Source organism: uncultured Jannaschia sp. (genome assembly GCF_947494025.1).
GTDB lineage: Bacteria > Pseudomonadota > Alphaproteobacteria > Rhodobacterales > Rhodobacteraceae > Jannaschia.
Map to the genome: position 1 here is coordinate 206,960 of NZ_CANLTQ010000004.1, position 13,145 is coordinate 220,104.

At 68.3% G+C, this 13,145-nt stretch carries 12 protein-coding genes; 5 read left to right on the forward strand and 7 right to left on the reverse strand.

Annotated features, from left to right (window positions below; genetic code table 11):
* Positions 1-24 precede the first annotated feature (24 nt).
* From Q1B08_RS08985 to grxD, 3 genes are read left to right on the forward strand one after another with little or no spacing between them, the layout of a single operon-like run.
* The gene (locus Q1B08_RS08985; protein ID WP_299817291.1) at positions 25-267 is read left to right on the forward strand and encodes a BolA family transcriptional regulator; all 243 of its coding nucleotides are present in this window, start codon (positions 25-27) and stop codon (positions 265-267) included.
* Entirely contained in the window at positions 264-527 is a 264-nt protein-coding gene (locus Q1B08_RS08990) for a hypothetical protein (RefSeq protein ID WP_299817293.1), read from the forward strand. The genes Q1B08_RS08985 and Q1B08_RS08990 overlap by 4 nt, the downstream gene beginning before the upstream one ends.
* Positions 528-531: 4 nt before the next feature.
* Positions 532-894, forward strand: a complete 363-nt coding sequence (grxD, locus tag Q1B08_RS08995) for a Grx4 family monothiol glutaredoxin (protein WP_299817295.1) — start codon at positions 532-534, stop codon at positions 892-894.
* Between the two features lie 38 nt (positions 895-932).
* Here grxD and der read toward each other — a convergent pair whose 3' ends face one another.
* Genes der through Q1B08_RS09010 form a run of 3 tightly spaced genes read right to left on the reverse strand, consistent with a single transcriptional unit; the run spans position 933 to position 4,456 of the window.
* Complete coding sequence (gene der / locus Q1B08_RS09000) at positions 933-2,387, reverse strand: ribosome biogenesis GTPase Der (protein ID WP_299817297.1); 1,455 nt, start codon at positions 2,385-2,387, stop codon at positions 933-935.
* Positions 2,388-2,433: 46 nt separating this feature from the next.
* On the reverse strand, positions 2,434-3,762 hold the full coding sequence (locus Q1B08_RS09005) for a PQQ-like beta-propeller repeat protein (RefSeq protein WP_299817299.1): 1,329 nt from the start codon (positions 3,760-3,762) through the stop codon (positions 2,434-2,436).
* Between the two features lie 34 nt (positions 3,763-3,796).
* The gene (locus Q1B08_RS09010) at positions 3,797-4,456 is read right to left on the reverse strand and encodes a hypothetical protein (RefSeq protein WP_299817301.1); all 660 of its coding nucleotides are present in this window, start codon (positions 4,454-4,456) and stop codon (positions 3,797-3,799) included.
* Positions 4,457-4,639: 183 nt separating this feature from the next.
* Here Q1B08_RS09010 and Q1B08_RS09015 point away from each other — a divergent pair, with 183 nt between their 5' ends.
* Positions 4,640-5,935, forward strand: coding sequence for an efflux RND transporter periplasmic adaptor subunit (locus Q1B08_RS09015; RefSeq protein ID WP_299817302.1), 1,296 nt, complete (start codon positions 4,640-4,642; stop codon positions 5,933-5,935).
* Entirely contained in the window at positions 5,932-9,741 is a 3,810-nt protein-coding gene (locus Q1B08_RS09020; RefSeq protein WP_299817303.1) for an efflux RND transporter permease subunit, read from the forward strand. The genes Q1B08_RS09015 and Q1B08_RS09020 overlap by 4 nt, the downstream gene beginning before the upstream one ends.
* A 740-nt stretch (positions 9,742-10,481) precedes the next feature.
* Here Q1B08_RS09020 and Q1B08_RS09025 read toward each other — a convergent pair.
* From Q1B08_RS09025 to pstB, 4 genes are all read right to left on the reverse strand, one after another.
* Positions 10,482-10,796, reverse strand: coding sequence for a hypothetical protein (locus Q1B08_RS09025; RefSeq protein ID WP_299817305.1), 315 nt, complete (start codon positions 10,794-10,796; stop codon positions 10,482-10,484).
* 132 nt (positions 10,797-10,928) lie between these two features.
* Entirely contained in the window at positions 10,929-11,618 is a 690-nt protein-coding gene (gene phoB / locus Q1B08_RS09030) for a phosphate regulon transcriptional regulator PhoB (protein WP_299817307.1), read from the reverse strand.
* A 1-nt stretch (position 11,619) separates the two neighbouring features.
* Positions 11,620-12,339, reverse strand: a complete 720-nt coding sequence (gene phoU, locus Q1B08_RS09035; protein ID WP_299817309.1) for a phosphate signaling complex protein PhoU — start codon at positions 12,337-12,339, stop codon at positions 11,620-11,622.
* 4 nt (positions 12,340-12,343) lie between these two features.
* The gene (pstB, locus tag Q1B08_RS09040; RefSeq protein ID WP_299817311.1) at positions 12,344-13,141 is read right to left on the reverse strand and encodes a phosphate ABC transporter ATP-binding protein PstB; all 798 of its coding nucleotides are present in this window, start codon (positions 13,139-13,141) and stop codon (positions 12,344-12,346) included.
* Positions 13,142-13,145: the final 4 nt, after the last annotated feature.

Below are 13,145 nucleotides of genomic sequence, written 5' to 3' on the forward strand. Positions count from 1 at the left end.
AGGAAAACCGCGAAAGGATCCAACATGGCGATGCAGTCGCACGAGATCGAGGCGCTCCTCCGCGAGAGCTTCCCGGAGGCGAAGATCACGATCACCGACCTTGCGGGCGACGGCAATCACTACGCCGCCGAGGTCGTGGATGCTTCGTTCAGGGGTAAGTCCCGCGTCGCCCAGCAACGCGAGGTCTACGCCGCGCTGAAGGGTCGGATGGACGGCCCCGCGGGCGAGTTGCACGCGCTGGCGCTGACGACACGGGCGCCGGAGTGACGACGCTCTCGGCATGTCTCGCGCTCTTCATCGTCCTCCTTCTCGCGGGGCGGGCGATCTGGGTGCTGCGGTCGGAGGCGCGGCAGGACGACGGTGGCCGCCCCCGCGGGATCGTGCCAGGCAGGGGATATACCGAGATCCGGAGCGACTACTTTTCGGGCCTGGGCGGCGGCAGTCAGTCCGTCACCCGCGTTCCGAAGGATTCCCAGGAATACGCGCGCGCATTCGTCCCCGGGCGGCGCGGCAAACACAGGAGTTGAGGCGATGGCCGATACCAAGACGACGATCGACGAGATGGTGAAATCCAAGGACGTGGTCCTGTTCATGAAGGGCACCAAGGCGATGCCGCAATGCGGCTTCTCCTCCAAGGTCGCCGGCGTGCTGAATTACATGGCCGTGGACTACGCCGACGTGAACGTGCTCGAGGATGCCGAGATCCGGCAGGGCATCAAGGACTACTCGGACTGGCCGACGATTCCACAGCTTTACGTTAAGGGCGAGTTCGTGGGCGGCTGCGACATCATCGTGGAGATGACCCTTTCGGGCGAGCTCGATACGATGCTGGAGCAAAACGGCGTGGCCTACGACAAGGACGCCGCCAAGAAGATCCGCGAAGCCAACGCGTGATCCCGCATGGGCGCCCCCCCGGGGGGGCGCCTGCCGCCTCAATCGGCGCGGCGCCCGTGCGTGTGCTTGCGCAGGCGCGACGGTTCGGCCCGCTTGCGGCCCCGGTAGGGGTTCGCGTCGCTCTGGCCGCGCATATAAAGGCGGATCGGCGTGCCCGGCATGTCGAAGTCGAGCCGGAGCCCGTTCACCAGATAGCGCGTGTAGCTCTCCGGGATCGCCTCCGGATGCGAGCACATCACCACGAATCCCGGCGGCCGCGTCTTGGCCTGCGTCATGTAGCGCAACTTGATGCGGCGGCCCTGCGGCGCGGGGGGCGGGTGCTGCTCCAGCATGCCGGTGAGCCAGCGGTTGAGCGCCGCCGTGGGCACCCGCCGGTTCCACGTCTCGTGCGCCTTGACGATGGCCGCGCGAAGCCGGTCGAGCCCCCGTCCCGTCCGCGCGCTCACCGTCACGAGAGGCGCACCGCGAAGCTGCGGCAGCAGGCGTTCGAACTGCTCCTTCAGATGCGCGAGCTTTTCCTGCCGATGCTCCTCCAGATCCCACTTGTTGACGGCGACGACCACCGCCCGGCCCTCGCGCTCGGCCAGGTCGGCGATCCGCAGATCCTGCGTCTCGAACGGAATCTCGGCGTCGAGAAGAACAACGACCACCTCCGCGAACTTGACCGCGCGCAGTCCGTCGGAGACCGAGAGCTTTTCCAGCTTCTCGACGACCCTGGCCCGCTTGCGCATCCCCGCCGTGTCGAAGAGCCGCGTCGGCACGCCGTCCCAGTCGAAATTGAGCGAGATCGAGTCCCGTGTGATCCCCGCCTCCGGACCGGTCAGCAGGCGCTCCTCGCCGATGATGCGGTTGATGAGCGTGGACTTGCCCGCGTTCGGCCGTCCGACGACGGCGATCTTGAGGGGGCGCTTCGCAGTCGGCGCCCAGTCGGCCTCCTCGCCCAGATCGTCCTCTGTCATCTCGACATCGGCCTCGGCCTCCTCGGCGGGCGCGGCGTCCTTCGCCTCGATCAGCGGGCGCAGCATCGCGGCCAGGTCGGCCATCCCCTCGCCGTGCTCGGCCGAAATGCCGACAGGCTCGCCCAGGCCGAGGGAGAACGCCTCGAACATGCCCGCCTCGCCCTGACGCCCCTCGACCTTGTTGGCCGCGAGCAGGACGGGATGGCCCTTGCGACGCAGGATGTCGGCGAAGACCTCGTCGGCCGGCGTCACCCCCGTGCGGGCGTCGACGACGAAGAGCGCGGCATCGGCCATGTCCACCGCCCGCTCGGTCAGGCGACGCATGCGCCCCTGAAGGCTGTCGTCGGTCGCCTCCTCGAGCCCCGCCGTGTCGATCACCGTGAAGCGCAGGTCGCCCAGCCGTGCATCCCCCTCGCGCAGGTCGCGCGTCACCCCCGGCTGATTGTCGACGAGCGCCAGCCGTCGCCCGACGAGGCGGTTGAACAAGGTGGACTTGCCGACATTGGGTCGGCCGACGATGGCGAGGGTGAACATGGACGCGCTCCGATGGTTCAGGGGCGGCGCCTAGCGCATCCCGCCCTCAACGGAAAGCGTGAAGCGTCCCTGCACGGTCCACAACGTAGAGGGCGTTGCCGAACGCGATCGGCCGGGAGGCCGCGCCGTCCGGCAACTCGATGCTGTTCGCGAGCGCACCCGTGACCGGATCGAAGCCGCGCAGCGCCCCGTCGGAAGACGCGACCCAGAGCCGCCCTCCCGCGAGGACCGGGCCGAAATGGGCATGAACGCCCCGACGTCGCTTCAGCCGCGCGGTGCGGTAGAACGGCAGGTCGGACCGCCAGATCACGGCGCCCGTGGCCGCGTTGACGCGTAGAAGCTGCGCCCGGTCGGTGACGACGAAGAGCGATCCGCCAGCGAGCACAAGGGGCGACATCGCTCCCTCGCCCGCCGTCCAGAGCCGTTCGCCCGACGCCTCCGACAGCGCGACCAACCGGCCGGCCGAGGTGCCCGCGTAGATCGTGCCGTCCGCGACGAGCGGATCGCCGGTGATGTCGCCGACCGTGTTGTAGGCCACACCGCGCCGCGCGCCGGCGATGCTGGCGCCCCAGAGGCGGATGCCGCTTTCGCGCAAGGCATTGACGATCTCCCCCGACCCGAATGGCAGGATCACGGAGCGGTCGGTGATCGCGGGCGCGGGCGAAGTCGCCATGACCGAGGGGGCGGACGCGGCCGGAAGCTCCCAGCGGATGCGCCCGTTCCGTGCGTCAAGGGCCCAGGCGCGGTTGTCGCGACTAACGACGTAGACCATTCCGCCCGCCACCTTCGGGGTGGTGATCGGCGCGTCAAGACGTTGCACCCAACGGGTTCTCCCGGTCGCGGAGTCGAGCGCATGCAGCTCGCCATAGCCCGTCGTGACATAAAGCGTGCCGTCCACCACAGCGAGGCCGCCACCCGACGCGTCGTCGTCGCGCTCGAGCGGGGGGACGAGGCTGCGCATCCAGACCCGCGCACCGGGGGTCGCGGTGGCCGTCACGCCGGCCTTCGCGTCGAGCGTGTAGATGCGCCGCCCGTCGGAAACGGGATCGGTGGTCAGACGCTGCCGGCGGGTGTCGCCGGCGCCGATATCCGTCGACCAGATGCGCCGGGGCGCGGGGGAAAGGGTCGCGTGATCCGGATGATTGCGCGCATTGCCGACGCGCATCGGCCAGTCGGCGAGCGTGCGCGGCGCCGGAAGCGCGAGCGCCGGAACGCTGTCGTCGGCGCTATCGGACGCGGCGGCGATCACGCCCAGCCCGTCGAGCCCGCCCGTCCGGACGGGCAGCCGCTCGCCCGGCAGGATCGCCTCGTCGTCGCCGCAGCCCGCCAGGGCGAAAGCGGCGCCGAGGAGGATGCCCGCGAATGCTCTCATCATGGCGATTCCGCCCCAAGCCGTTGCGCTGCGCGATTCACGCCGGCTCCGGCGTCGCACCGAGGGCGACGATCAACTGCGTGGCCCTGCGGCGCAAGGATTCCGTCGCCTCGGCATCTTCGGTCAACGCCCGCAGCAGTGTCAGCGCCGTCGCCTCGTCACCGGCCTCGAGGGCCATCAACGCCTGCAGCTCCACCGCCATCGGGCGGTAGGGCGCGCCGGGCGCGGCGAGCGTTTCGAGGAGTTCGGCGTCCCGCGCCGTGTCGCCGGTCCCGCCGGCCAGCATGACCTTCAGCCGCGCAAGGTCGCGGTACGCGGCGGGCAGGTCCGGCATCACCGCCACGTCCAGAAGCTGCGAACGGGCAGCGTCGAGGTCGCCCTCGCCGGCATTCAGCGCAGCGGTCGCCTGCAGGAAGGACAGGATCGCCGCCTGCCCCTCGTCCGAGGGCGCGACCCCCTCCAGCGCCGCGCGCCGGGCCGCAAGATCCTCGGCATCGAGCGCGTCGAGCACGGCGGCGCCGAACGTCCTTGCGCGCGCCTCGGACTGGGACCGGCGCCATTCGGCGAAGGCCGCGCCGCCGACCAGAAGGATCACGACGAGAATGGCGAGCCAGCCCCAGCGACGCATCACGCCATAGAGGCGGTCGCGGCGCACCTCCTCGGTGACCTCGTCGATGAAGCTTTCCGGGTTGGACATCGCCGCCTATCCTCGTCGCTCGCGTCGGCGCTTCCTAGCGCAGGGCGGCAAGTGGGCCAACCCGCAATAGCGCGACAGCCGCTCGGCTTGTTTTCGAAGCGTGGCTCCGTTAAAAACGCGTCGTTGCAATATTCGACATATTATCGCGCCGATCCACCGGGACGCCTGATAAGAGGGCTCTTGATGCGCCTGTTCCCCATGATCACCGCCATCCTCGTCTGCGTGGCCCTCTATGCCGTGGTGCTGGACCGGGATGCGCTGCTGGGATTCGCCTACGGCATAACCGGCGACGCACCGCCCGCCCCGCGGGAGACCAATGCCGGGCAGCGTCCCGCCGCCATCGTCGAGGCCGCGGCGGCCGCAGCCGATCCGGTCCATGTCGTCGCGATCCGGTCGCAGGCACGAGAGGTGGCGGACGGCGTTCTGGTCCGCGGACAGTCGCAGGCGGCGCGCGAGGTCACCGTGATGTCGGAGACGACCGGTGCCGTCCTGTCCGAGCCGCTGCGCAAGGGGACGTTCGTCGAGGCCGGACAGGTCCTCTGCGAGCTCGACCCCGGTTCGCGCGAAGCCACGCTGGCGGAGTCCGAGGCCCGCCTCGCGGAGGCCGGCGCGCGCGTACCCGAGGCCGAGGCGCGCCTGCCCGAGACCGAAGCCCGGATCGCCGAGGCGCAGGCCCGGCTGGAGGAGGCGCGACTCAACCAGAACGCGGCGAGCCGCCTGTCGGAGCGCGGCTTTTCCTCGGAGACGAGCCTCGCCAACGCGCAAGCCGCATTGCGCGCCGCCGAGGCCGGGGTGACCGCCGCCACGACGGGTCGCGAGACGGGGCAGGCAGGGATCGAATCGGCTCGGGCCGGGGTACAGGCCGCCGCCGCCGCCGTGGAACGCGCGCGGCTCGATATCGAGAAGCTGACGATCGAGGCGCCCTTCGCGGGCCTTCTGGAAAGCGACGCCGCCGAGATCGGCACGTTGCTGCAGCCGGGCTCGCCCTGCGCCGACATCGTGCAGCTCGACCCGATGAAGCTCGTGGGCTTCCTGCCGGAGGCGCAGGTCGACCGGGTCACGACCGGCGCGGCGGCCCGCGCGCGGCTCGCCTCCGGTGGCAGGACCGAAGGCCGGGTGACGTTCCTCAGCCGCTCCGCCGACGAACTGACGCGGACGTTCCGGGTGGAAGTGACCGTGCCCAACGAGGATCTCGCCATCCGCGACGGCGAGACCACCGAGATCGTGATCGCGACAGAGCCGACGGTGGCCCATCTCGTCCCCGCCTCGGCCATGACGCTGAACGACGAGGGCCGTCTCGGCGTGCGGATCGTGGAGAACGGGCATGCGGGCTTCGTCGAGGTCGCGCTCGTGCGCGACACGACGGATGGCGTGCTGCTGGCCGGGTTGCCGGCGGAGGTGGAGATCATCACCGTCGGGCAGGAATACGTGACCGACGGCGTGCCCGTCCGGGTGACCTTCGCGCAGGACGCGCAATGATCGGCATCGTCGACTGGGCCGCGGGTCGCGCCCGCATGGTGCTGGCCTTCGTCGCGCTGTCGCTCCTTGCCGGCGGGCTCGCCTACTGGACGCTCCCGAAGGAGGGGGAGCCGGATATCGACATTCCGGGGTTGTTCATCTCCGTGCCCTTCCCCGGCATCTCCGCGTCGGATTCCGAGAAGCTTCTCGTCAAGCCGATGGAAACCCGCCTGAAGGAAATCGACGGGCTCGAAACGATGCTGGCCACGGCGGCGGAAGGGTATGCGGGGCTGTTCCTCGAGTTCGAGTTCGGCTGGGACAAGAACGCGACCATTGCCGATGTGCGCGACAAGATGGGACAGGCCGAGGCCGAGTTCCCGGACGGCGCGGAGCAGTACACGATCAGCGAGATCAACTTCTCGGAATTTCCGATCCTGATCGTCTCGCTGTCGGGCTCCGCGCCGGAACGCACCCTGCTGCGTCTGGCCGACGACCTGCAGGACCGGCTGGAGGCAATGCCGTCGATCCTTGAGGCGGGTCTGGCCGGGCATCGCGATGAGATGCTGGAGGTGCTGATCGACCCGCTGGCGCTCGAGGCCTACAACGTGACGGCGGGCGAACTCGTGCAGGTCGTCACGAACAACAACCTTCTCGTCGCGACCGGTGCGGTGGAGACCGCCTCGGGCGCCTTTCCCGTCAAGATCCCGGGCAGTTTCGAGACCACCGCCGACGTCTATGCCCTGCCGGTCAAGACCGACGGCGACCGGGTCATCACGCTGGGCGACCTCGCAGAGGTGAACCTGACCTACCAGGACCGGGAGGGCACGGCGCGCTACAACGGCGAGACCACCGTGGCGCTTCAGGTCGTCAAGCGGAAGGGCTTCAACATCATCGACACGGCGGCTGCGGTTCACGAGGAGATCGCGGCCGAGACGGCGTTCTGGCCGGACGAGTTGCGACAGGCCGTCAATGTCACCGTGACGCTCGATCAGTCGAAGACGGTCGAGTCGATGGTCCAGCAACTCGAAGGGTCGGTTCTCACGGCCATCGCGCTCGTCATGGTCGTGGTGCTGGGCACGCTCGGAACCCGCTCGGCGCTCTTGGTGGGCTTCGCGATCCCGACCTCGTTCCTGCTCAGCTTCGCGATCATGGCGGTGGTGGGGATCACCATCTCCAACATCGTCATGTTCGGCCTGATTCTGGCGGTGGGAATGCTGGTCGACGGGGCCATCGTCGTGGTCGAATACGCCGACAAGCGCATCTCCGAAGGGTCCGGCCCGATGTCGGCCTACACCGAGGCGGCGCGGCGGATGTTCTGGCCCGTCATATCCTCGACGGCGACCACGCTCTGCGCGTTCCTGCCGATGCTGTTCTGGCCCGGTATCGCGGGCGAGTTCATGGGGATGCTGCCGCTCACGATCATCTTCGTGCTGTCGGCATCGCTCGTCGTCGCCCTCGTCTACCTGCCGGTCCTCGGGGGCGTCGCGGGGCGTATGACGCGCGCCTTCGCCCGGGCCTCGGGCAGCCTGCGCCGCACGTTCGGCCTCCCGGTCCGCCTCGTCCTCGTTTGTTGCGCCGTGCTGCTTCTCGGGGTCGCGCTTCTGCAACTCCTGAACCCGAACCTCCTCCTTCCCGCCGCGCCCGCCGCGGCGCCGGGCCCTTTGTCCGCCGCGAGCGCCGTCGCGGTGGTGGCGGGGCTCGTCGCCGTGTCGATCACGCTCGGCGCGGTCACCCGACCGGAGGGCGCCCGGCGCGTGCGCTCAGGTTACCGGCGGCGGCCCTTCGGGCGGTTCATCCACCTCATCGTCGGCAACCCCGTCGGGCCGATCGTCGCGATCGTTACCGTGGCCGCGACCGTTTTCGGGGTCTTCAGCTATTACGGGACCCACAATACCGGGGTCGAGTTCTTCGTGGAGAGCGAGCTCGAACAGGCGAACATCTTCATCCGTGCGCGAGGCAACCTGTCGCTCGACGAGAAGGACGCCCTCCTGCAACAGGCGGAGCGCATCGTACTTGAGACGCCGGGCATCAAATCCGCCTTCGCCTTCGCGGGCGACGGTGGGCTGTCCTCCGGCGGCCCCGCGGATGGCCCGCCCAATGACACGATCGGTCAAATCCAGATCGAGATGGTCAGGTGGGAGGAGCGGCCGACGGTGTCGGAGCCTTGGTTCACGATGTTCGACCATACCTTCCGTCGCGACTTCGTCGATCCGGCCTTCGACGGCGACGAGATCGGCAAAGCGCTTCTGACGCGCCTTCGCGCGCTACCGGGCATCAAGGTCGACCTGACGCAGCAGGAGCGCGGCCCCGGCGCGGCCAAGCCGATCCACCTGCGCCTGACGGGCGACGACTGGGACGACCTGCTCAGGGCGACGGCGGACATGCGCGCCCGGTTCGAGCGCATGCCGGGCCTGATCGACGTCGAGGATTCGCTGCCCCTGCCCGGCATCGACTGGGAGGTGGAGGTCGATGTCGAGAAGGCGGGCCGCTTCGGCGCGGACGTGGCGACGGTGGGCGCGATGGTGCAGCTCGTCACCCGCGGCATTCTTCTCGACACGATGCGGGTGGACAGCTCCGACGACGAAATCGACATCCGCATGCGGCTGCCCGAATCCGACCGCCTGCTTTCGACGCTCGACGACCTGAAGGTGCGCACCACGGACGGCCTCGTGCCCCTCGCGAACTTCATAACCCGACGCGCGGTCCCCCGGCTGGCGCAGATCGACCGGGTCGACGGCCAGCGCTTCTTCGATGTGAAGGGCGACGTGGCGCCGGACCTGTACGCCGCATCGACAGCGGACGGCACGCCCCTCGGCGTCCTGCGCGAACTCGGGGCGGAGGACGCCGCAGGCCAGTCCGCCCTCCGTGGCACGGACGGGACGGTCTACGCGATCATCTCTGCGGACGCGCCCCCGGCGCTGGCGGAGGCGGTCGCGGACGGGCGGGCGACGATCCTTCCGGTCACGGCCGACGAGCGTATCGACGCCCTGAGCCTCGCGATCGAGGCGGAGAACCTCCTGCCGCCGACCGTCGCCTGGGAATGGACCGGCGATCAGGAGGAGCAGGCCGAGAGCATGGCCTTCCTCGGCCAGGCCTTTCTCGGCGCCCTCGGGCTGATGTTCGTGATCCTGCTCGCCCAGTTCAACTCGTTCTACAATTCCGTGCTCGTCCTGATCGCGGTGATCCTGTCGACCACGGGCGTGCTGATCGGAATGCTCGTGATGGACCAGCAATTCTCGGTCATCATGACCGGTACGGGCATCGTCGCGCTGGCCGGGATCGTGGTGAACAACAACATCGTCCTGATCGACACCTACCAGGATTACGCGCGTTACATGCCAAGGCTGGAAGCGATCACGCGGACCGCCGAAGACCGCATCCGCCCGGTCCTGCTGACCACGCTGACGACAATGGCGGGACTCGCACCGATGATGTTCGGGCTCAGTTTCGATTTCGTCGGGGGCGGCTACACGATCGGATCGCCGACCGCGCTGTGGTGGATTCAACTCGCAACCGCCGTTGTGTGGGGCCTCGGGGTGGCGACCGTGCTGACGCTCGTCCTCACGCCGGCCCTGCTCGCTGCCCGCGTCTGGCTTGCCGTTTACCTACGGGCCGTCTTCCGCCTGGCCGGGCGGATCGGGCTCGGCCGGGCCAGCCGGACCGGCGCGGACTGGATGCTGCGACGGGAGGCGCGCAGGATCGCCATGCCGACGCTGCTCTGGGCCGAGGACGGCGCGGATCGGTCGGACGTCTCCGGTGCGGGGGACTCGACGTTCGCGTTGATCACCGACCGTCGCGGCCCCCCGCCGCTTCGCGCCGCCGAATAGCCATGTGGCGAATTTGATACGGCTCCCGCGGGCCTGCCCCGCTTTCGACGAAATTAAGTCTCGGAAAACTCCGAGTCGCCACGCATCTACGCGTCGCCCCCAGTTGGAGTCCTCCCATGACGCAGCCCGCCTCCGCCCAGCCGATCGTTCCCCCTCTCCCGCCGCGCAGGCCGCGCCCGACGACGGTCCGCTTCACCGACTGGGCCTCGATCTAGCCCAGCGTCCGGCGTTTCGATCCATAAAGTGAACGCGTTCGCCCCGGTCGTTACATGCTTGCGATCGGGGATCATCCCGTGATGCCGTTCCACCGGCATCAAAGCCGGCACGTCGAGCGCGACGAGCCGGCCATCGGCGAGCGGCCCCTGCTCCCGTCGCGGTGCAGGACTGGTCCTGCCGAGGCGGTCGTCCTAAGCGAGCTCGGCCATCCCACTAACGATGGACCCACAACCTGAACGGCGCGCTCGTCCCGCATCTAGGCGTCGATTTCGCGTGCGACCTTCATCACCGGGAGCCGTTCGCACGGCGCAATGTCGATAGCGTCCTCTATGCCTGCTCATTGGGCGACCCGTCCGCGGATATCGACGAACCCGCGCATGTGATGGCGGCTCGCGCCCTGCGACCTCGCAAACGCGAAGCTCGCTCTCGAGGCGGACGTCGTCGAACAAGACAACCCGGAACTGACGATGGAGAACAACCGCGAGTGCTATCGCACCGGACCATCGGCGGCTCACGTTGTTGTTTCACACCGCCAGTTTCCGCTGCGACTTCGCGGGGCTGAACGAAAGCGCGCAGGCCGACGATCCATGATGGGCGGCACGCCTCGCTGGAGCATAAACTCCTTGAACCACGTCATGTCCGACCACGCCGCGATTATCGCAGCCTGTGCGATCGCGCCGGACCGGACGCTCGTCCACTCGGGCCTTCGAATGCGCCGAAACGACGATCATCTTCAGCGTCGTCCAGAGGGTGAGCCTGCCGCTGCCGTCGTCCCGCGCGCGGGCATGCGCGGAACCTGTAAGACCTTCGAGCATCCGAACGAAGTCACGATGGACCATGACGGCGACATCCGTCAGCCCGAAACCGACCGTGGCTCCATCCTGCCCCGCGTGAGCGGAGCGCGGACCGATATCGTGCCCGAGGGCGAGGCGCCCGGCGGCCTCCCGACGTCCGGGCCCGTCTTTCGCGGCTCACCCGAGGGCGTAGCCGACGCCTCGAACGGTCCGGATCGGGTCGTTCGCCTCGCCCGAGCTGCGGAGCGCCTTGCGCAGGCGTCCGACGTGAACATCGACCGTCCGGCTGTCGACATAGATGTCACGGCCCCAGACCCGGTCGAGAAGCTGATCGCGGGACCAGACCCGTCCGGGCCGCTCCATGAGCGTGGTCAGGAGGCGGAACTCGGTCGGTCCGAGATGCAGCTCGCCGCTGGCGCGGAACACGCGGTGCCCGGCCGTGTCGACCACGACATCCTCGAATTCCAACCGTTCGCCCATCGAGGCCGGACGGACGCGCCGCAGCTGCGTACGGATGCGCGCCATCAGCTCGACCACCGAATACGGCTTCACCATGTAGTCGTCGGCCCCGATCTCAAGACCGCGAACCCGGTCCACCTCCTCCGAACGGGCGGAGATCATGATGACCGGGATCGCGCGCGTCTCGGCGGCGGCCTTCAGCCGGCGGCAGACCTCGATCCCGGAGACTTCGGGCAGCATCCAGTCCAGCAGGACCAGATCCGGATGATCCTCGCGCGCGAGGTCTAGCGCCGCGCCGCCGGAGGTCGCCTGACGCACATCGTAGCCTTCGGCCTCGAGGTTGTAGACCAGGACTTCCCGTTGGGGCGCTTCGTCCTCGACGACGAGAACGGACGGTCGCGCGGTCATGTCAGCGCGCCTGACCGCCTGCGGCCGTCGACGTCAGATCGGCCTTGGCGCGCTCGTCTTCGGGCATCTCGCCAGTGACGAGGTAGACGACCTGCTCGGCGACGCCGGTGATAAGGTCGCCCATCCGTTCGATGTTCTTCGCCATGAAATGGAGATGCATGCAGGAGGTGATATTGCGCGGATCCTCCATCATGTGCGTCAGGTATTCGCGGAACAGTCCGTTATACATCTGATCCACCTCCGCGTCCCGCGCGCGGACGTCCCGCGCGAGGTCGACGTCCCGCTGGATATAGGCGTCCAGCACGTCCTTGAGCATCGATTGGACCGCCTTCGACATCCGCCGGAGAGAGGCCGTCCCCCCCTCGACCTGATGGAGGTCCGACAGGATTTCCGTCCGTTTCGCGATGTTCTTCGCGTAGTCGCCGACCCGCTCCAGCGCGGCGGAAATGCGGAACACCGACAGCACCGTCCGAAGGTCGGAGGCGATCGGCTGGCGAAGCGCGATCACCCGGGCCGCCTCCTCGTTCACGTGCTCCTCGAGCTCGTCGATCGCGGCGTCCTTGGCGCGGACCTTTCCAGCGAGGTCGGCGTCATTCTCCATGAGCGCAGTCGTCGCGTTGTCGATCGCCTCCTCCACCATGCCGCCCATCTTCATGATCAGCGCCTGGATCGCCTCGAGGTCGCGGTCGAAGGCATTGGAGATGTGGGGTTTCTGGTTCATTGCCTTATCCAATCCTTCCGGTGATGTAGTTCTCGGTCCGCTCATCCTGCGGATTGGTGAAGATCTGGCCGGTCTCGCCGTATTCGACCAGCTCGCCCAGGTGGAAGTAGGCGGTCTTCTGACTGACCCGGCTGGCCTGCGACATGGAATGCGTGACGATCACCACAGAGTAGTTCTCGCGCAGCTCGTGGATCAGGTTCTCGACCTGATCCGTGGCGATCGGGTCGAGCGCGGAGCACGGCTCGTCCATGAGCAGCACCTCGGGCGAGGTCGCCACGGCGCGCGCGATGCACAGGCGCTGCTGCTGGCCACCCGACAAGCCGGTCCCGGCGGCGGACAGACGGTCCTTCACCTCCGCCCAGAGCGCTGCCCGACGGAGCGCCTTCTCGACGATCCCGTCGAGATCGGCGCGGTCCCTGGCGAGACCGTGAATCCGCGGCCCATAAGCCACGTTGTCGTAGATGGATTTCGGGAACGGGTTCGGCTTCTGGAACACCATGCCGACCTTGGCGCGAAGCTGAACTGGGTCGACGCGGCGGTCGTAGATGTCCTCGCCGTCGATCTCGATCCGTCCCTCGACCCGCGCGACGGAGATCGTGTCGTTCATCCGGTTCAGACAACGCAGGAAGGTCGACTTGCCACAGCCCGACGGGCCGATAAACGCGGTCACCGTCTTGTCGGGGATGTCGACGCTCACGTTCCTGATCGCGTGCGTGTCCCCATAGAAGACCTGCACGTCGCGTGCGGTTATCTTTGTCGTGTCTACCCGCACGGTTCTCTCCACGTGTCGCATGTCGTTCATGGGA